This window comes from Albidovulum aestuarii (assembly GCF_029961185.1).
GTDB lineage: Bacteria > Pseudomonadota > Alphaproteobacteria > Rhodobacterales > Rhodobacteraceae > Albidovulum > Albidovulum aestuarii.
In genome coordinates this window covers 474,425-494,126 of record NZ_JASBQQ010000003.1, presented here as the reverse complement: position 1 = coordinate 494,126, position 19,702 = coordinate 474,425, and the positions used below count along the sequence as shown (strand labels likewise).

The following is a 19,702-nucleotide window of genomic DNA, read 5'->3' as shown; positions in this document are numbered from 1 at the left end:
AAAAATACTCTCGCCGGAGGCTCCCGGCCTATCGGTCGGATGCCTCCGGCGGGGATATTTGGACCAAGTGGAAGCTGACGGGATAAGAGACCAAGATGGACCGCGCCGACATCGTTCATGAGAACTTTCTGAGACGGGTGGCCGCAGGCGACCTGCCTGCCGGGGCCGCGCCGTCCGGTCCGCTCTCGGCGGCCGAGGCGGTGTCGGTCTACCGCGCCGGGTGCCTTAGCCGTGCGTTAGACCGGCAGAGCCGGGCGATGCAAAAAGCGGGGCAGGGGTTTTATACCATCGGCTCTTCGGGGCATGAGGGGCTGGCGGCGGTTGCGGCCGCGCTGCGCCCGACCGATATGGCCTTTCTGCATTACCGTGATGCGGCGTTCCAGATCGCGAGGGCGGCCCAGGTGCCGGGGCAGTCAATTGCCTGGGATATGCTTCTGTCCTTCGCCGCCTCGGCCGAGGACCCGATCTCGGGCGGGCGGCACAAGGTGCTGGGCTCCAAAGCGCTGAATATCCCGCCGCAGACCTCAACCATCGCCTCGCATCTGCCGAAGGCGGTGGGCGCGGCCTATGCCATCGGTGCGGCGCGCCGCCATGCGCCCGAGCACAAGGCGCTGCCCGACGACGCCATCGTCTATTGCTCCTTCGGCGATGCCTCGGCCAACCATTCGACGGCGCAGGGTGCCTTTAACACGGCGAGCTGGACCTCCTACCAGTCGATCCCCTTGCCGCTTCTCTTCGTCTGCGAAGATAACGGCATCGGCATTTCCACGAAGACGCCCAAGGGCTGGATCGCCGCGACCTTCCGGGACCGTCCGGGGCTGAAATACTTCCACTGCAACGGGCTAGATATCTACGAAACCTTCCGTGTGGCGCAGGAAGCCGCACATTATGTCCGCGCGCGGAAGAAACCTGCCTTCCTCCATCTTGGTACGATCCGGCTTTACGGCCATGCCGGGGCAGACGTGCCGACGACCTACCTTTCCCGTGAGGAGGTTGAGGCCGAGGAGGCGAATGATCCGCTGCTGCATTCGGTGCGTCTGTTGGATCAGGCCGGGGCGCTCGACCCCGCCGGGGCGCTCGCGATCTACGAGGAGACGAACGCCCGGGTGGCGCGGATTTCGGGTGAAGCCGTCAAGCGGCCGCGCCTGAAGACGGCCAGCGATGTCATGGCCTCGATCATCCCGCCGAAACGGTCGTGCAAGCCGACCAACGGCCCTTCGGCCGAAGCCCGGGCGGCGGCCTTCGGTGGGGACATGAAGGCAATGGACGAGCCGCAGATCATGTCGCGCCTGATCAACTGGGCGCTCACCGACCTGATGCTGGAACATCCCGAGATCGTCATGATGGGCGAGGATGTCGGCCGCAAAGGCGGCGTCTATGGCGTAACGCAGAAGCTGACGCAACGCTTCGGGCAGGACCGGATGATCGACACGCTTCTCGACGAACAATCCATCCTCGGCCTCGCCATCGGCATGGCACAGAACGGCTTCGTGCCGATGCCCGAGATTCAATTCCTCGCCTATCTGCACAATGCCGAGGATCAGATCCGGGGCGAGGCGGCGACGCTTTCCTTCTTCTCGAACGGCCAATACACCAACCCGATGGTGCTGAGGATCGCGGGGCTTGGCTACCAGAAGGGTTTCGGCGGGCATTTCCACAACGACAATTCGGTCGCCGTGATCCGCGACATTCCCGGCGTGATCCTCGCCTGCCCGTCGAACGGGGCCGACGCGGCGCGGATGATGCGCGAATGCGTGCGGCTGGCGCGTGAGGAGCAACGGGTCGTCGTCTTCCTCGAACCCATCGCGCTTTACCCGATGCGCGATCTTCATGCCGAGAAGGACGGCGGCTGGATGTGCCGCTATCCGGAGCGGTCCGAGGTGATCGGGTTCGGAGAGGTGGGGGTTCATGGCAACGGTACGGACCTTGCCATCGTCACCTTCGGCAACGGCAATTACCTGTCGCGTCAGGCCGAAAGACGGCTGGCGAAGAAAGGCGTGAAAGCGCGGGTCATCGACATGCGCTGGCTTTCGCCCCTGCCCGCCGACGCGCTGGTCGAAGCCGTCAAAGGTACGAAGCGCATCCTGATCGTAGATGAAACGCGCCGCTCGGGTGGCCTTGCCGAGGCCTTGATGGCGCTCTTCTCCGAACGAACGGACGTGCCGAAGGCGCGGCTGACCGCCGAGGACAGTTTCATCGCGACCGGTCCGGCCTATGCGGCGACGATGCCATCCGCCGATAGTATCTTTGACGCCGCGATGGTTTTGATCGGGGGGACGAAATGAAGAAAGCTGTCGTCATTTGCCCCGGACGGGGCACCTATACAAAGACCGAACTTGGCTACCTCAAGCGCCATTTTCCCGACCGGACGCTCCTCGCTTGCTTCGATGAAGCGCGCTCCTCGCTGGGGCAGGAGACACTTTCAGCGCTGGACGGGGCGGCTTCATATTCCGTTGCGAAACACACCCGTGGCGACAATGCCTCGGCCCTGATCTACGCCGCCACCTTGGGCGATTTCCGCGCTATCGACGGAGTCGATGTGGTCGCCGTCACCGGCAATTCGATGGGCTGGTATTCGGCGCTCGCCTGCGGCGGCGCGCTGACGGCCGAGGCCGGGTTCGAAGTGGTGAACACCATGGGCACGCTGATGCAGGAGGCCCTGATCGGCGGCCAGCTGATCTATCCCTTCGTCGGCGAGGACTGGCGGCCCGACCCGAGGCGTAAGGTCGAACTGATGGTGCTGATCGGCGACATTGCGGCCCGCGCGGATCATGTCCTGACGCTGTCCATCGACCTCGGCGGTATGCTGGTACTGGCCGGAAACGAAGCGGGGCTGAAGGCATTCGAGGAAGCCGTGCCGCCGGTTCAGGGCCGCTTTCCGATGCGGCTCGCCAATCACGCGGCCTTCCATTCCTCGCTTCAGGCCCCCGTCGCTGAACGCGGCCGGACGCGACTTGGCCCGTCGCTTTTCAGCCAGCCGAAGCTGCCGATGATCGACGGGCGGGGCGCGATCTGGTGGCCCGGAGCGACCGACACCCACGCGCTTTGGGACTATACGCTCGGCCATCAGGTGACCGAGACCTACGACTTCACCCATGCGATAAGGATCGCGGCGCGCGAATTCGCGCCCGATCTCTTCATCGTCACCGGCCCCGGCACGACGCTCGGCGGCGCGGTCGCGCAGTCGCTGATCCTGTCGGATTGGCGTAGCATGGGGTCAAAGCAGGAATTTCAGACACGGCAACAGGAAGGGCCGGTGCTGATCTCCATGGGAATGGACGATCAGCACGGCACCGTCACCAAGGGAGACTGACATGAGCCACAATGACATCATCAAGGCCGCGGGCCTGACCGAAGCGGAAGTAACCGGCGGCACGCTGGCCGTGCATTCGCCCATCGACGGGGCCGAAGTGGCGCGGGTGCGCGAAACTGACCCGGCGGACATGGGCAAGATCATCGCGAAGTCGCAGGAAGCGTTCAAAGCCTGGCGCACCGTGCCCGCACCGCGCCGGGGGGAACTGGTGCGGCTTCTGGGTGAGGAACTGCGCGCGGCCAAGGACGAGCTTGGCGCGGTAGTGACGCTGGAGGCGGGTAAGATCACCTCCGAAGGCCTCGGCGAGGTGCAGGAGATGATCGACATCTGCGATTTCGCGGTCGGCCTCTCGCGCCAAATCTACGGGCTGACCATCGCGTCTGAACGTCCCGGCCACCGGATGATGGAGACCTGGCACCCGCTCGGCCCCTGCGCGATCATCACCGCCTTCAACTTCCCCGTCGCGGTCTGGTCGTGGAACACCGCCCTTGCCCTCGTCTGCGGCGATCCGGTGATCTGGAAACCGTCCGAAAAGACGCCGCTGACCGCCATGGCCTCGATGAAGATCATGGAACGCGCGCTCAAGCGCTTCGGCGACGCACCCGAGGGGCTTTGCCAACTCGTCATCGGCGGCCCGGCCATCGGTGAGGCGCTGGTGAACTCGCAGGACGTGCCCATCGTCTCGGCCACCGGCTCCACCCGCATGGGCGGCATCGTCGGCCCGAAGGTCGCGGGGCGCTGGGGGCGACCGATCCTGGAGCTTGGCGGCAACAATGCCATGATCGTCGCGCCCTCGGCCGATCTCGACATGGCCGTCCGCGCCATCGTCTTTTCCGCCGTCGGCACGGCGGGCCAGCGCTGCACGACGCTCCGCCGCCTCATCGCGCATAACTCGATCAAGGACGATCTGGTCGCCAAGCTGACCAAGGCCTATGGCTCGCTCCCTATCGGCGATCCGCGCAAGGGGACGACGCTGGTCGGCCCGCTGATCGACCATGCCTCGCGCGACAGGATGCAGGCGGCCTTAGAAAAGGCCAAGGCCGAGGGCGGTACAGTCCATGGCGGCAAGACCGTGACCTCGGGCGTGCCGCAGGGCGGGGCCTATGTCGAACCGGCGATTGCCGAGATGCCGAAGCAGACCGACACCGTGCGGACCGAAACCTTCGCGCCGATCCTCTATGTGATGGGCTACGAGACGCTGGAGGAGGCCATCGCCATTCAGAACGACGTGCCGCAGGGCCTCTCGTCCTGCATCTTCACGCTGAATATGCGCGAGGCCGAGGCGTTCCTGTCCGCTGCAGGCTCCGACTGCGGCATCGCCAACGTCAATATCGGCCCCTCGGGCGCCGAGATCGGTGGCGCTTTCGGCGGCGAAAAGGAGACGGGCGGTGGCCGTGAAAGCGGTTCGGACGCCTGGAAGGGCTACATGCGGCGGCAGACGAACACGATCAACTACTCGGCCCAGCTGCCGCTGGCGCAAGGCGTGAAGTTCGACTTCTGAGGCAAGGCAGTCCGGACGTGATCCGGGACCACTTGCCAAACATGAGGCCCCGGATCATCTCCGGGGCTTCGTCGCATCTGGGATATGAAAGCGACGAAAAGTTCTAAAGGCACCACTATGCCTGTGTGCGGACGACGGGACAGTGCGGATGTGCCTGACGGGTCTGGGCGGCGTCGAGCGCACAGTTTTGGCCAGAGCATTCCCTGCCGGTATGAAGGGTTTTGTTCCAAAATTCTTCACGCTTATACGCACAGCCGGAACTGGGAGGGTAATTACACTCGGTCCGCAAAGGGCGCTAACCAGACTAACGCGACTTGCTGACCCACCCAAAGAGAAAGGCCGGGCGATCTGCCCGGCCTTTTCATGTCATACGGTCATAGGCTTATCGCCCGAGCGACCACCAACCGCGCCGCTTGGGCTTCGCGGCTTCTTCCTCAGCCGTTTCCGCCATCTGCGGATCGGGTTGCAAGGCTGCTCCGGCCTCTGCGGCCACGGGTTCAGGGGCCGGTTCGTGATTGGGCTTGGTGGGCGCTTCCGCTGCCGGTGCAGCAGGTTCCGCCGCCACGGCTGCCGGCGCCTCTTCGGCGGCAGGCTTCGCCGCCGCCTTGCGGCTGCGTGAGGTCCGGGGCTTTGCCGGTTTTTTCGGCTCGGCCTCGGCTTCCACCGCCTGGGCGGGTTCTGCCTCGGCTTCGGTCTCGGTCGGCTTCTTTGCCCGGCTCCGGCCCGTCGCCGCACGCTTGCGCGGCGCGGCTTTCTTGGGCTCCGCTTCGGCCTCGCCCCCCTCGGAGGACGCGGCCTCGACCGGTGCTTCCCCGGTAGCGACAGCCTCAGCGGGTTCCGCCACGGCTTCGGTCTCCGGCTTTTTCTTGCGCGACCGGCTGCGGCGCGATTTCGGCTTCTCGGCTGCTGCCTCTTCGGCGACCGGTTCCACCGCAGTTTCCGCCGCCGTCTCGGTCACCGCATCCGCATCTTCCGCACCGGCATCGCTGTCGCCATCCTGCTCGGCGCTTTGGACCGCGTCTGCGCCATTGCCGCCACCCTTCCGCCGCCGCCGACGGCGGCGCTTCTTCTTGCGCGGGGCATCGCCCTCACCGTCGGTCGTGACCGTGGGCGCAACGGAGGAAGCGTCATCCTCCTCCTCAACGTCGACCTCGGCTTCGACGATATCGTCCTCTTCCTCCTCGGCCAGACGCAGCGCATCGACCGAAACGACCGGCGAGGCCTCGGGTACGACCCGGGTCGCGGTCTTGAACTTCTCGATGGAGAAATCGGGGCTGACCATCGCCGGATCGGCCTCGATCCGGATCGACATGCCGTAACGCGCCTCGATCTGGGCCAGATGCTCACGCTTCTGGTTGAAGAGGAAGTTCACGACGGCAACGGGCGCCTTCAGCAGCACTTCACGCGACCGTTTGCGGGTCCCTTCTTCCTCCAGTTGGCGCAGGATCTGCAGGGCAAGGTTGTCGTCCGACCGGATGATGCCGGTGCCGTGACAATGCGGGCACGGGGCGGTCGTCGATTCCAGCATCCCCGGACGCAGCCGCTGGCGGCTCATCTCCAGAAGGCCGAAGCCCGAGATGCGGCCCACCTGAATGCGGGCGCGGTCGGTTTTCAGCTTTTCCTTCAGGCGCTTCTCGACGGCGGCGTTGTTCTTGCGCTCCTCCATGTCGATGAAGTCGATGACGATCAGGCCCGCGAGGTCGCGCAGGCGCAACTGCCGCGCCACTTCCTCGGCTGCCTCAAGGTTGGTCTTGAGCGCGGTCTCCTCGATCGAGCCTTCCTTGGTCGCCCGGCCCGAGTTCACGTCGATGGCGACCAACGCCTCGGTCACGCCGATGACGATATAGCCGCCGGACTTGAGCTGCACCGTCGGGTTGAACATCGCCGCGAGGTAGGTTTCGACCTGATAACGGGCGAAGAGCGGCAGGCCCTCGTGGTAGTGTTTCACGTTCTTGGCGTGGGACGGCATGATCATCTTCATGAAGTCCTTGGCCGCGCGATAGCCCTCGGGTCCCTCGACGAGCACCTCGTCGATATCCTTGTTGTAAAGGTCGCGGATCGTGCGCTTGATCAGGTCGCCTTCCTCGTAGATCGGCGCGGGCGCGATCGACTTCATCGTCAGATCGCGGATCTGCTCCCACAGCCGCATCAGGTATTCGTAGTCGCGCTTGATCTCGGCCTTGGTGCGCTGGCTTCCGGCGGTGCGGATGATCAGGCCAGCGCCCTGTGGCACCTCGATCTCTCCGGCGATTTCCTTCAGCTTTTTGCGATCGGCGGCATTGGTGATCTTGCGGCTGATCCCGCCGCCCCGGGCGGTGTTCGGCATCAGTACGCAGTAGCGGCCTGCAAGCGACAGATAGGTTGTCAGCGCCGCACCCTTGTTGCCGCGCTCCTCCTTGACGACCTGGACCAGCATGATCTGCCGGACCTTGATCACTTCCTGGATCTTGTAGCGACGCGGGCGGGGCTTCCTCGGCTGACGGATCTCCTCGGCCACGTCCTCGTCTGCAACCGATTCGATTTCCTCGTCGGTGTCAGAGGCATGGTCGGCCGCGACATAGGGCGCGTCGGCCTCGGCCTCGCCGTTCCCGTCATCGGCGTCATTGTCCGTTGCCGCAGCTGCCGTGTCGGACGTGTGTGCGGCCTCCGCCACAGCACTGTCCTCGACGGTCTCGGTCACGTCCGTAGCGTCCGTCTGATCGGCATCCTCGTCATCGAGGTCGACCACGGTCATGCCCGGGATATCGTCGCTCGTGACCACCGCGTCGTCGGACCGGGCCTTCTCGGCCTTTGACTTGGGTTTCGGCCTGCTGCGGCGACGGCCCCGGTTGTTCTCCTCGGCCTCCTGCGCCTCGGCATAGGCACGCTCTTCTTCCAGAAGCGCCTGCCGGTCCGCGACCGGGATCTGGTAATAATCCGGATGGATTTCCGAAAAGGCGAGGAAGCCGTGACGGTTGCCGCCGTAATCGACAAAGGCAGCCTGAAGCGAGGGTTCGACCCGCGTGACCTTGGCTAGATAGATATTGCCGGCAAGCTGGCGTTTGTTGACGGTTTCAAAGTCGAATTCCTCAACCTTGTTTCCGTCGACCACCACAACGCGGGTCTCTTCCGCGTGGGTGGCATCGATGAGCATTTTCTTGGCCATGTAATCTTTCCGAACGCAGAAAGCGGCCGGGACCCTGGCGGGCCGGCACGCAAACGGCATTCAATTGCTGATGCGAAAGGCGGTGCGGAACACAGTGGGGCGGCGGCCGAAGGCCTGCCGGTGGTCCGCTGCTCTGTCCTCACGCGCTTCATCGCGGTTCTGTCCCGGATGCCTCGCGGCATCCAACTCGGGCCCCGGGGCCGGACGCGGCTGACGGGGCGAATGTGCGGCCTTGCGGCCAATCGGCCTGCCATTGCCCTGCCCGGGACCGGTGCGGTTCCGGCGCGCAGGACGGCAGCAAATCTGATGGGTCGGGGCGCAGGTAACGCGCCGGATCGACGTGGAGCGACATTAGCGGGGAACGCCGGTCGAACACAATGGCCAATTTGGCGTGCGCCGCCGCAGGCCGGAGGCAAGGTGGGTTAAACCCACCTTACATTCGCCTCAGAGGTAATCTGACCGCTGCAGCGAATACTTCGCCATCTTCTCGTTCAGCGTCCGGCGCGGCAGGCAAAGCTCTTCCATCACCGCCGCGATGGAGCCCTTGTGGCGCCGCATCGTATTGTCGATCAGCATCTTTTCGAAGCTCTCGACATAGTCTTTCAATGGCTTGCCTTCCGTCGTCATCACCGGCCCCGCCTCTTCGTTCTCGGCCATGAGAAGTGAGGCGATGGAGCCCGAGCCGCGCCGGTTCTGCAGAACGGCGCGCTCAGCGACATTGATAAGCTGGCGGACATTGCCGGGCCAGGGCGCCTGCAAGAGTTGAGCGGCCTCCTGCGCCGTCACCTGCGGCGCATCGCAGCCATATTCCTCGGCGAACTGTTCGGCGAGCCGGGTAAAGAGAGTCAGGATATCCTCGCCCCGCGACCGCAGCGGTGGCAGCATGATCTTGAGGGCGGCAAGGCGGAAATAGAGGTCGGGGCGCAGAGCGTCCTCGACTGTCCTGCCCTGTTCATGGTCGTTGCAGATGGCGATGATCCGCGTCTCGGCCGGGGTGCCCTGATCGTTAATGAAGGTCAGGAGCCGCGCCTGCAAAGGCTGGCTCAGCGCCTCGACATCCTCCAGCACCAGCGTACCGCCGCGCGCCTCCTCGACGAGCGGGATCTGCCCACCCTCCTCCATCGGTCCGAAAAGCCGCGTGCCGAGCTGGTCTTCCGAATAGGCCGCACAGGACAGGACCGAGAATTTCTTGCCCGCCCGCGGCCCCACCGCATGCAGAGCATGGGCGACCAGCGTCTTGCCGGTCCCGGTCTCGCCATCGATCAGCACATGGCCATCGGCCTGACCGAGGTCGAGGATATCCTCGCGCAACCGCTCCATCGCCGGGGAATTGCCGATCAGTTTCTTCATGATCGTGGTGCCGTCGCTCAGTTCCTTCCTGAGCGCCCGGTTGTCGAGCGTCATGCGTCGAGCCTGGCTCGCGCGTTTCGCAAGTTCGGTCATGCGGTCGGGATTGAACGGCTTTTCAAGGAAATCATAGGCCCCAACCCGCATCGCCTCCACCGCCATCGGCACATCGCCATGGCCAGTGATCATCACCACGGGCAGCCCGCTATCAACGCTCATCAGACGCTTGAGGAACGCCATCCCGTCCATGCCCGGCATCTTGATATCCGACACCACGACCCCGGGATAATCCGATCCGATCGCCTTCAGCGCATCTTCCGCGCAGGCAAAGGTCTCGGTGTCGAACCCCGACAGGGCCAGCCACTGGCTGATCGACTGCCGCATGTCCTGTTCGTCATCGACGATCGCCACTTTCATCGCGCGTGCCATGAACTACCTCTTCACTCCGCTGCCTGCGTCTTCCCGGTCAATATGGGGAGCTGTACCTCGAATACAGCCCCGCCCCCTGCTGCGTTTCGCGCCGTGAGGCGCCCGCCAAGGTCTTTCACGATCCCGGACGAAATGGCCAGCCCCAGTCCAACCCCCTCTCCGGGCTTCTTGGTGGTGTAGAAAGGCTCAAAGAGGTTTTCGAGATCGTCGATCCCGTGACCATTGTCGCGGACCGCAAGCGTCACCGTCTCGCCCGCCGTCAGGATGATCTCGATCTCGGGATCAGCGCTCTGCCGCGTCGCGTCGAGCGCATTTCTCAGAAGGTTGATGATCACCTGTTCCAGCCGCACACGGTCGGCCATCACCACCACGCTTTCGCGGGTCAGCATCCGCGTGATGCGCACCGACCTTGTCCGAAGCGTCGGCTCCATCATCGACAAAGCCGATGAAATACAAGACCTTACATCGACAGGCTCAAAGGCTTCACCACCCTTGCGGGCATAGCTTTTCAATTGCCGTGTGATCGCGCCCATGCGTTCGATCAGATCGTCGATGCGCTGAAAAGATGACAGCGCCTCTTCCGCCCGGCGGCGCTGCAACAGAAGACGCGCCCCCGCGAGATAGGTCTTCATCGCCGCGAGCGGCTGGTTCAGTTCATGGCTCACCGCAGCCGACATCTCGCCCAGAGCGGCGAGTTTCGAGGATTGCGCCAGCGTCTGTTCGGCCACTTCAAGGTCTTTGCGGACCTTCTCGCGCTCAGCGATCACCTGCTGAAGACGGGCATTTAGCTGCCTCAGATCGGCAGATTCCCGCCGTGCAACGGCGGATTGACGCCGGGCCCTGCGCGAGAGCAGGTAAAATATCAGTGAGAGCAGCACCGCGAAGACCATGATTTCCAGCGCGAGGAAAGCGTTCACTTTCTCCCGGATCGAATCGTAGGTGGTGAAGCTGATCAGCTTCCAGCCCCGGAACGGAATGCGGGCCTCGTTACGCATCACGGCCTCGCCGCGGATATAGGCATCAGGCGGGTCGTTGGCCCAGTCCGTCGTCGCCTGGAACGCCCGGGCAATGGCCGAGGGTGCCGGGCGCACCGCCAGCGCCTCGCCAATCGGCAGACCGCGCCAGCGCGGTTCCGTCGACAGGATCACCCGGTTTTCGCTGTTCACGACCGCGACGGCATCGGAAATCCCGGCCCAGACCCGCTCGAACTTGGCCAGTTCGGCGCCGACGACAATGACGCCGACCAGCCGGTTGTCCGACAGGACCGCGCGAGAATAGCTGAAGTCATAACCACCGGTCGCGCGCTCACCCACCGTAAAAACCGTATCCTTGGACCGCTGCGCGTTCACGAATTGCGGGGCCGACCCGAAATTCGTGCCGATCTGGGTCCGGTCTGTCGCGGCGACCGTGCGTCCGCTTGCATCCAGAAGCAGGATCGACGCCGCGCCAATCTCGGTCTGGGCCGAGATCAGGTTCTGCGACGTGCTGGAAAACTCCGAGGAGTTGAGCGCCGAAATCAACTGCGGATCGCGCGCCAGAAGAAGAGGCACGACCGAGGTTCGCTGCAATTCGCTGAGGATATGGCCGGTATAGAGAGCCAGCCGCACCTCGGCGCGGTTGCGCGTCGTTTCGGTAAAACGGTCGCCAAGGAACGAGTTCGTGACCCAGATCACCGCCACCGCGCCCGCAATCAGCGTCAGCACGATCAGGCGCAGCCACCAGGGATTGCGGATCGACACGAAACGGCGCCGCGACAGTTGACTATCGCCCTCCTCAGATGCGGGGGGCGTGGTGCCGGTGGCTGCGGCAGGAAAGACGATGCGGGCCTTTTCCTCTGACATTATGCCCAAGTGTAAGCCCAGCGCCCCCAGGCCTCAAGCACCGCCACTCAGCTCAGCGCCATCGCGTCCATGAGCGAGCGGAAAAGCACCGATCCGTCGGACCCGCCATGCGCGGCCTCGGCCATACGCTCGGGGTGCGGCATCATGCCAAGGACCCGGCGGTTGGCCGAGAGGACACCCGCGATGTCGGCCGTGGCCCCGTTCGGGTTCTCGACATAGGTGAAGGCGATGCGGTCCTCGCCCTTCATGCGGTTCAGCCCGTCCTCGTCGATCGTGTAGTTGCCGTCGTGATGGGCGATCGGGATGCGGATCGTCTGCCCCTTCGTCCAGCCGGCTGTATAGGCGCTGTCGGTGGTGGCAACCTTCAGGTCGAGCGCCTTGCAGACATATTTCAGCGTGGCGTTCCGCAAAAGCGCACCGGGCAGCAGACCGGTTTCGGTCAGAACCTGAAAACCGTTGCAGATGCCGATGACATACCCGCCCTTTTCGGCGAAAGCCTTGACCGAAGCCGCGACCGGCGACTGCGCCGCAATCGCGCCGCAGCGCAGGTAGTCGCCGAAGGAAAAGCCGCCCGGAATGCCGACGATATCGGTGCCCTTGGGCAGTTCGCTGTCCTTGTGCCAGACCTTCACGACCTCGGCTCCGGCGCGTTCGAAGGCGACGGCCAGATCGCGGTCGCAGTTCGATCCGGGGAAGGTGATGACGGCGGCTTTCATGGGGCAATCTCCTCGGGCCTCGTTCTGCCCCGGCCCATAACGCAAAGCCGCGCGACATTCCAGATGGGACTTACTCAACAAACCGGGTCAAACCTTGGCCATACCGCAAAACCCTGCAGGTCCGCAAAGCAGACGAAGCGGACTTTCCGGAAGTTGTAGGGATATTCGATAAGGCCTGTTAGATTGAACGTCGCCGCGGCACAGACAAAGCACGGCAGAAACTCATGGAGTCAACATGACTACGGTTGTCGTAACTCACGCGGTTGGGAACATGCACACATGGTTAGGCGGAGGAGAAGTACGTACAAAAATCTTCTCCGGCTTCTGTTCTGGCCACCGAATATTCAAGCACTCGGATCAAGATAGGGTCTCGATTGTCTTTGAAGGCGTCGATCTTGACAAGATGAAGGCCATACTTGGATCATCAGAGGCCGCAGTGAGCAAGGCCCAACACACTGTGATCGATCCGATCGAATTATACATAGAGGTTGAGGGCGGCGCCTAAGCCTCTGAACGGGGGCAAGATATTGCATGATGCTCAGCGCAACCGGTGTGTAACCGCTGAAGTGCGCAGTGATTATATGACACTAGCAGGCCTTTGAGTTGCCAACGCCCAATAAGGGCTCGATCCGGACCCACACGGTCTGGCGACATAGCCTGATCTTCGAACGTTCCACCATGAAGACAAATTTTTCGACACTCCTCCCGTGCGGCATCCCGGCTTCCGGGTGAAACGCAGCAGGATTACCCTTCGGGGTTTCGTTCCGGGCCGGATGCGGTTACACGGGCCGCCGCGAACAGACCCAATCCCCGAGGTTTCCCGATGACCCGCTCCGCGCTCGCGGCCTTTGCCGCTGCCGTGTCGCCGCACCATGCTCCGGCCTTTCCGCATTCGGCCTCAGCCCTCCGGACCGAACTGCTTTCCGGCCTTACCGTGGCGCTGGCGCTGGTGCCCGAGGCGGTGGCCTTTGCCTTCGTCGCGGGCGTCCATCCGCTTGTCGGGCTCTATGCTGCTTTCCTCGTGGGTCTCATTACCGCGCTGATCGGCGGGCGGCCGGGCATGATCTCGGGCGCGACCGGGGCGCTCGCGGTGGTCATGGTCAGCCTCGTCGCGGATCACGGGGTCGAATACCTCTTTGCCGCCGTTGTCCTGATGGGGCTCATACAGATCGCCGCCGGGCTTCTGAAGCTCGGCAAGTTCATCCGCCTTGTGCCGCATCCGGTGATGCTCGGTTTCGTCAACGGACTGGCTATCGTGATCGGTCTTGCCCAGTTGGAACAGTTCCGCCTGCCGGATGGTGCTGGCGGCCATGTCTGGATGACGGGCTGGCCCCTGGTCACCATGCTGGCGCTCGTTGCCGCCACGATGGCGATCATCTGGGTGATGCCGCGCCTGACCCGTGCCATCCCCGCGCCCTTGGCCGGGATCGGCATCGTCGCGGCACTTGTCATCGGTTTCGGCATCGAGGTGCCGCGCGTGGGCGATCTCGCCTCCATCAAGGGCGGCCTGCCCGCCTTCCACCTGCCCACCGTGCCCTTCAGCATGGAAACGCTGAAGATCATCCTGCCCTATTCGGTGATCCTTGCCGCCATCGGCCTGATCGAGAGCCTTCTGACACTGAACCTCGTGGGGGAAATCACAGGCAAACGCGGTGGCGCGAGCCAGGAATGCGTGGCGCAAGGCATCGCCAACACCGTGACCGGCTTCTTCGGCGGCATGGGCGGCTGCGCGATGATCGGCCAGTCGATGATCAACGTGACCTCGGGGGGGCGCACACGGGTCGCTGCGGTCGCCGCAGCCCTCTTCCTTCTTTCCTTCATCCTCTTCGCCTCGCCGCTCATCGAACAGATCCCGCTCGCAGCCCTTGTCGGCGTCATGTTCATGGTCGTCATCGGCACCTTCGCCTGGCAGAGCTTCCGGGTGCTCAGGAAGGTGCCGCGCGTCGATGCGGTGGTGATCGTTCTTGTGACCGCGATCACGGTCGCAACCGACCTTGCGACCGCCGTCGTCGCCGGTGTCATCGTCTCGGCGCTGGCCTATGCCTGGCAGAACGCCAAACGCATCCATGCGACGACGGCTGAGGAGGACGGCGCCAAGGTTTACCGGATCGAGGGCCCCCTGTTCTTTGGCTCCACCGACGGGTTTTCCGAGATCTTCGCGCCCGAGACCGACCCCGATCGCGTCATCGTGGATTTCGATGGCAGCCGCGTCGCCGACCAGTCCGCCCTTGCCGCGATCGAAGCCTTGGCCGCGCGTTACGAGGCGCAGGGAAAGACACTGGTCCTGCGCCATCTCAGCCGCGATTGCCACGCGCTTCTCAATCGTGCCGGTCAGTTGATGGTCGATAGCGAGGATGACCCCGATTACGGCATCGCAGTGGATTACGACGTGAAGGCCGGGGTTCTGGGGGGTCACTGACCCGGCCCAGCCTTGTCCGCCGGATTGGGGCGCTGCCCCAAACCCCGGGGTATTTCGGCAATGAAGAAGCTTACCGCGCGAAGTCGGTGATCACCGCGACACCGGGCGGGGTCGGGCCGTCGAAGGCGGCAAGCTCCGCCGAGGCATCGGAGAGCGCCACGCGGCGGGCAATGAGCGGGGTAAGGTCCACCTGCCCGGCTTCGATGAGGCTCAGCAGGCTCGGGTAGCGCCAGGCGGGCATGCCGCGCGTGCCGTAGAGGGCAAGTTGGCCGGAATAGACCGCATCCATCGGCAGGGTCATCTGTATATGCTTTCCGGCGGGCATGCCGATCTGCACCATGCGTCCGAGTTTCCGCAGGCATTTCAAGGCGCTTACGGTGGTTTCCGCAATCCCCAGCGCTTCGACCGCGACATGCGCGCCGCCGCCGGTGATCTCGCGGATGGCATCGGGGGCGTCACAGGTTGATGCGTTGACTGTGGCATCTGCACCATGGGCGCTTGCATGGGCAAGCTTGTCCTCGACCACATCGACCATGACCACACGCGCGCCGATGGCCTTGGCGAGAAGAAGCGCCGAGAGCCCCACGCCGCCGCTGCCGAAGACCGCGAGCCATTCGCCCGGCTGAAGCGCTGCGCGGCCCGTCAACCCGTGCCAGGCCGTCGTGACCCGGCAACCAAGAGCAGCCGCCAATGCGGGGTCCATCGCCTCGGGCAAAGCCGTCAGGTTGTGATCGGCGCGCGGCACCGCAATGCGTTCGGCAAACGCGCCGGGATGGGTGAAACCGGGAATGACCTGTGTCGGGCAGGTCGTCTGGTTCCCCGCCGCACAAGCCGGGCATTGACCACAGGCAAGAATGAACGGCGCGATGACGCGGTCGCCACGCCGCCAACGGGTCACGCGCGCACCCACCTCTTCAACCACGCCGCAATATTCGTGACCCGGCACATGCGGCAGCGAAACGTCCGGGTCCGAGCCGGTCCATGAATGCCAGTCCGACCGGCAGACACCGCAGGCCAGCACCTTCAGGACAACCCCGTCCTCGGGGCAATCCGGGTCGGGAACGGATGCCAGTTCAAGTGGCGCACGAAATTTGGTCAGAACGGCCGCACGCATGGGCGAATCTCTCCGGTTCCGGTGATTTTGGCGCGACCATGCACAGATCACGCCCGCTTTGGAACAAGGTCGAAGGCGATCAGGCTTCCAAAGACCAATGTCACGCCAACGGCCTGTAGCGGCGACAAGGTCTCGCCGACCAGAATGACAGCGAAGGCGATCATCATGATCGGCTCGAGGATCGACAGGACGGACGCCTTGGTCGCACCGAGGATCGTCGCGGCGATGAAAAAGAAGAGGTATCCGAGGGTGAAGCTGACGCCCGCAGCAAGAACCCATCCCCAACCCGCCGCATTGGCCGGAAAGCGCATCGGCTGCATGGCACCGGTCAGCGGGCCGAGAACCGCGAGTAGAATGAAATATGCCCCCGCCCACAGGGTCATATGAAGATTTGCCCGTACGGCACCGAGCGCGATCGAAGTATCGGTGGTGGCAAGAACCGTAACCGCGATACCAAGCGAAGAGATAAGGGCAAGGGCGATCCCGGTCAGATTCGCGTTTTCAAGGCTGACGCCAAGGGCCAGCGCAAGGCCGAGAAACGCAAGGATCATGCAGATCACCTCGGCACGACCCAGGCGCGTCAGGCCACGGATGTGGTTCACGGCCGCAACGAAGAACGGAAAGGTGAAGAACAGCACGCTCGCCAGACTGACGTCGATATAGGCGACCGCGCTCATCCCGCCCCCGGCCGAAAAGAGCATCGCAATGCCAGCGAGCGCGGTTCTCTTCACGAACGGCCTCGGAATAGACAGCATATTGCCGCGCATCCGCAGGAAGACTGCAAGACCTGTGACGGCGACAACCGCACGGATCACCAGCACCGCGATTGGGTTAGCCCCCTCGCCATAGGCAAGCTTCGCCGCATTTGGCATGAGCCCGATGAAGAGCGCCGCGACGACAATAAAGAAAAGGCCAAGCAACCGACTTCCGGCAGCGTGGGCCGAAGCATCCCCTTGCGCCATGTGCCCTTCCCCCACCAGTGCTTGGCGACGGAGAAGGCTAGCGCCGGGTCATGCGAAAGGCAATTTTATTGCACCGGGCCGAAAAACCCGGGCAACGTTCAGGCGATCTCGACCGTGTATTTCTCGATCACGGTATTGGCGAGAAGCTTCTCGCACATCGCCTTGACCTCGGCCTCGGCCGCCGCCTTGTCGGTCGCGGCCAGATCCAGCTCGATCACCTTGCCCTGACGCACGCCCTCCACGCCGGAAAAACCGAGCGTACCAAGCGCATGTTTCACCGCCTCGCCCTGCGGGTCGAGAACGCCATCCTTCAGCATGACATGGACACGGGCTTTCATCGGATCGGGGCCTTTCAGTTGATCAGCGTCGGTTTCGACATATGGGTGGCCTGCGTCGGCAGCACGCCAAGGCGGCGCGCGACCTCGCTATAGGCATCGGCCAGATCGCCGAGATCGCGGCGGAAGACGTCCTTATCCAGCTTCTGGCCGGTCTTGATGTCCCAGAGCCGGCACGAATCGGGGCTGATCTCATCGGCCACGATCAGCCGCATGAAATCGCCATCCCAGATGCGGCCAATCTCGATCTTGAAATCCACCAGCTTGATGCCGACGCCGTAAAAGACGCCCGACAGGAAGTCGTTCACCCGAAGCGCGATAGAGACGATATCGTCCATGTCCTGCTGGTTGGCCCAGCCGAAGGCGAGGATATATTCCTCACTGACCATCGGATCGCCCAGCGCATCGTTCTTGTAGCTGTATTCGACGATCGGGCGCGGCAGGGCAGTGCCCTCTTCCATGCCCAGACGCTTCGACAGCGACCCGGCCGCGAAATTGCGGACGATCACTTCCAGCGGAATGATTTCCACCTGCCGGATCAGCTGCTCTCGCATATTCAGGCGGCGGATGAAGTGGTTGGGGATGCCGATATTGGCAAGGCCCGTCATGAAATATTCCGAAAGGCGGTTGTTCAGAACGCCCTTGCCCTCGATCGTCGCCTTCTTCTGCGCATTAAAAGCGGTGGCGTCGTCCTTGAAATACTGCACGAAGGTGCCGGGCTCAGGGCCTTCATAAAGAATCTTTGCCTTGCCTTCGTAGATCTTCTTGCGACGTGCCATGGAAGCTCCGTTCGTATGGCGGAAAGACCCCGCCCCATCTTGCCGCCGCTATAGGGCAACGAGGCATTCGCCGCAAGCCATTGGCCCCGGGGTTCGCCTCGGGGCTTGCAGAGCCGGGGTGCTGCGGGCATATGAGGAATAACGGACCACTTCCAGACGGGACCCAGCCATGACCACATTCGACGACCGCGAAAACGCTTTCGAGAACAAGTTCGCTCATGACGAGGAAATGAAGTTCAAGGCCGAAGCGCGTCGCAACAAGCTTCTCGGCCTCTGGGCGGCCGGACTCATGGGCAAATCAGGCGACGATGCCGCTGCCTACGCAAAGGAAGTGGTCGCCGCCGATTTCGAGGAAGCGGGCGATGAGGACGTGTATCGCAAGGTCGCCGGTGATCTCGGCGCCTCGGCCAGCGAACAGACGATCCGCGCCAAGATGGTCGAATTGATGATCGAGGCCAAGCGCCAGCTGATGGACGAGGCCTGAGGCCCGACCGCCCCTGATCGCCGCAAGGTCCGGACTGCCGCATGGCGGTTCCATACCTGTGACCCTGTGCCCATCCATGCTGCGAACAAGGTGATGAGCGGCATCCCGGACCGGTCGCGTTTTCGGCGGATTCACGATCATCATGAGAAAGATCGGTTTGAAAACCGCCCGCCGAAATGGCACATCGGGGCAAACGGGGCGGTGACCGCCCTGGCACGGCATTGATGAAAGGCTTTCCCGATGAGCGATCCGCTTTCCCGCCTTCTGGCGACGCGCGACTGGCTGCTGGCCGACGGCGCGACCGGCACCAATCTCTTCAACATGGGGCTGACTGCGGGTGAGGCACCGGAACTGTGGAACACCGACAAGCCGGACAATATCCGTACGCTCTACAAGAGCGCGGTGGATGCCGGGTCGGACATCTTCCTGACCAACACCTTCGGCGGCAATGCCAGCCGGATGAAGCTGCACAACGCGCAAAGCCGGGTGCGCGAGTTGAACCGGATCGGCGCGGAACTGGGGCGCGAGATCGCCGATGCGGCAGGCCGCACCGTCATCGTCGCAGGCTCCATGGGCCCGACGGGCGAGATCATGGCGCCGATGGGCTCGCTGACCCATGAGATCGCGGTCGAGATGTTCCACGAACAGGCCGAGGGGCTTAAAGAGGGCGGTGCCGATGTCCTTTGGGTCGAGACGATCAGCGCGCCCGAGGAATACGCCGCCGCCGCCGAGGCCTGTGGAAAGGCTGGAATGCCCTGGTGCGGCACGATGAGCTTCGACACGGCGGGGCGCACGATGATGGGCATGACGTCGGCCGCGATGGCGGCGATGGTCGAAAAGCTGCCCAACCCGCCGATCGCTTTCGGCGCCAATTGCGGCGTGGGGGCGGCTGACCTTATGCGCACCGTGCTCGGCTTCGTCGCCGCTGGCCCGGAACGCCCGATCATCGCCAAGGGCAATGCCGGCATCCCGAAATACCATGACGGCCATATCCATTACGACGGCACGCCGGACCTGATGGCAGAATATGCAGTGCTTGCGCGGGATGCGGGCGCCACGATCATCGGCGGCTGCTGCGGCACGATGCCCGAACATCTCGCCGCGATGCGCAAGGCGCTTGAAACCCGCCCGCGCGGGCCCCGCCCGACGCTCGACGAGATCGCCGCAAAGCTCGGCGGCTTCTCCTCGGCCTCGGACGGCACCGGCGACGATGAGGCCCCCGGCCGCGAACGCCGCGGCCGCCGCCGCGGCTGAGCCAGGCGACCGGACACCTTTGTTCTTCTTCCGTTTAAAAACACTCCCGCCGGAGGTCGCCGG

At 63.8% G+C, this 19,702-nt stretch carries 14 protein-coding genes; 6 read left to right on the top strand and 8 right to left on the bottom strand.

Annotated elements, in window-relative coordinates:
• Positions 1 to 95 precede the first annotated feature (95 nt).
• From QKW60_RS10405 to amaB, 3 genes are read left to right on the top strand one after another with little or no spacing between them, the layout of a single operon-like run.
• Positions 96 to 2,285: a dehydrogenase E1 component subunit alpha/beta gene (locus tag QKW60_RS10405; protein ID WP_282368561.1), complete on the top strand. Its 2,190-nt coding sequence runs from the start codon at positions 96 to 98 to the stop codon at positions 2,283 to 2,285.
• On the top strand, positions 2,282 to 3,313 hold the full coding sequence (locus tag QKW60_RS10400; protein ID WP_282368560.1) for an ACP S-malonyltransferase: 1,032 nt from the start codon (positions 2,282 to 2,284) through the stop codon (positions 3,311 to 3,313). Before QKW60_RS10405 ends, QKW60_RS10400 begins: the two co-directional genes overlap by 4 nt.
• Before the next feature lies 1 nt (position 3,314).
• Complete coding sequence (gene amaB / locus QKW60_RS10395; protein WP_282368559.1) at positions 3,315 to 4,814, top strand: L-piperidine-6-carboxylate dehydrogenase; 1,500 nt, start codon at positions 3,315 to 3,317, stop codon at positions 4,812 to 4,814.
• A 382-nt stretch (positions 4,815 to 5,196) separates the two neighbouring features.
• Here amaB and QKW60_RS10390 read toward each other — a convergent pair whose 3' ends face one another.
• From QKW60_RS10390 to purQ, 4 genes are all read right to left on the bottom strand, one after another.
• Positions 5,197 to 7,959, bottom strand: a complete 2,763-nt coding sequence (locus tag QKW60_RS10390) for an Rne/Rng family ribonuclease (RefSeq protein WP_282368557.1) — start codon at positions 7,957 to 7,959, stop codon at positions 5,197 to 5,199.
• Between the two features lie 444 nt (positions 7,960 to 8,403).
• A complete protein-coding gene (locus tag QKW60_RS10385) occupies positions 8,404 to 9,735 on the bottom strand; it encodes a sigma-54-dependent transcriptional regulator (protein ID WP_282368556.1) in 1,332 nt (443 codons plus the stop codon).
• An 11-nt stretch (positions 9,736 to 9,746) separates the two neighbouring features.
• Complete coding sequence (locus QKW60_RS10380) at positions 9,747 to 11,576, bottom strand: sensor histidine kinase (protein WP_282368555.1); 1,830 nt, start codon at positions 11,574 to 11,576, stop codon at positions 9,747 to 9,749.
• 47 nt (positions 11,577 to 11,623) lie between these two features.
• A complete protein-coding gene (purQ, locus tag QKW60_RS10375) occupies positions 11,624 to 12,292 on the bottom strand; it encodes a phosphoribosylformylglycinamidine synthase subunit PurQ (RefSeq protein WP_282368553.1) in 669 nt (222 codons plus the stop codon).
• Positions 12,293 to 13,115: 823 nt separating this feature from the next.
• Between purQ and QKW60_RS10370 the strand changes: the two genes are divergently transcribed.
• Positions 13,116 to 14,711, top strand: coding sequence for a SulP family inorganic anion transporter (locus QKW60_RS10370; protein ID WP_282368551.1), 1,596 nt, complete (start codon positions 13,116 to 13,118; stop codon positions 14,709 to 14,711).
• A gap of 70 nt (positions 14,712 to 14,781) precedes the next feature.
• Here the strand turns inward: QKW60_RS10370 and QKW60_RS10365 are convergent, their stop codons facing one another.
• The 4 genes from QKW60_RS10365 to purC form a co-directional block, all read right to left on the bottom strand.
• Entirely contained in the window at positions 14,782 to 15,825 is a 1,044-nt protein-coding gene (locus QKW60_RS10365) for a zinc-dependent alcohol dehydrogenase family protein (RefSeq protein ID WP_282368549.1), read from the bottom strand.
• 47 nt (positions 15,826 to 15,872) lie between these two features.
• A complete protein-coding gene (locus tag QKW60_RS10360) occupies positions 15,873 to 16,787 on the bottom strand; it encodes a DMT family transporter (RefSeq protein ID WP_282368547.1) in 915 nt (304 codons plus the stop codon).
• 98 nt (positions 16,788 to 16,885) lie between these two features.
• Positions 16,886 to 17,125 (bottom strand): phosphoribosylformylglycinamidine synthase subunit PurS, encoded by a 240-nt coding sequence (purS, locus tag QKW60_RS10355; RefSeq protein WP_263738448.1) that lies wholly within the window; start codon positions 17,123 to 17,125, stop codon positions 16,886 to 16,888.
• Positions 17,126 to 17,139: 14 nt separating this feature from the next.
• Complete coding sequence (gene purC, locus QKW60_RS10350) at positions 17,140 to 17,901, bottom strand: phosphoribosylaminoimidazolesuccinocarboxamide synthase (RefSeq protein WP_282368545.1); 762 nt, start codon at positions 17,899 to 17,901, stop codon at positions 17,140 to 17,142.
• A 169-nt stretch (positions 17,902 to 18,070) separates the two neighbouring features.
• Here purC and QKW60_RS10345 point away from each other — a divergent pair, with 169 nt between their 5' ends.
• Together QKW60_RS10345 and bmt are read left to right on the top strand one after the other, a co-directional pair.
• Positions 18,071 to 18,385 (top strand): DUF1476 domain-containing protein, encoded by a 315-nt coding sequence (locus QKW60_RS10345; protein ID WP_282368543.1) that lies wholly within the window; start codon positions 18,071 to 18,073, stop codon positions 18,383 to 18,385.
• 240 nt (positions 18,386 to 18,625) lie between these two features.
• Positions 18,626 to 19,639, top strand: a complete 1,014-nt coding sequence (gene bmt / locus QKW60_RS10340; protein ID WP_282368541.1) for a betaine--homocysteine S-methyltransferase — start codon at positions 18,626 to 18,628, stop codon at positions 19,637 to 19,639.
• The last annotated feature ends 63 nt before the right edge of the window (positions 19,640 to 19,702 follow it).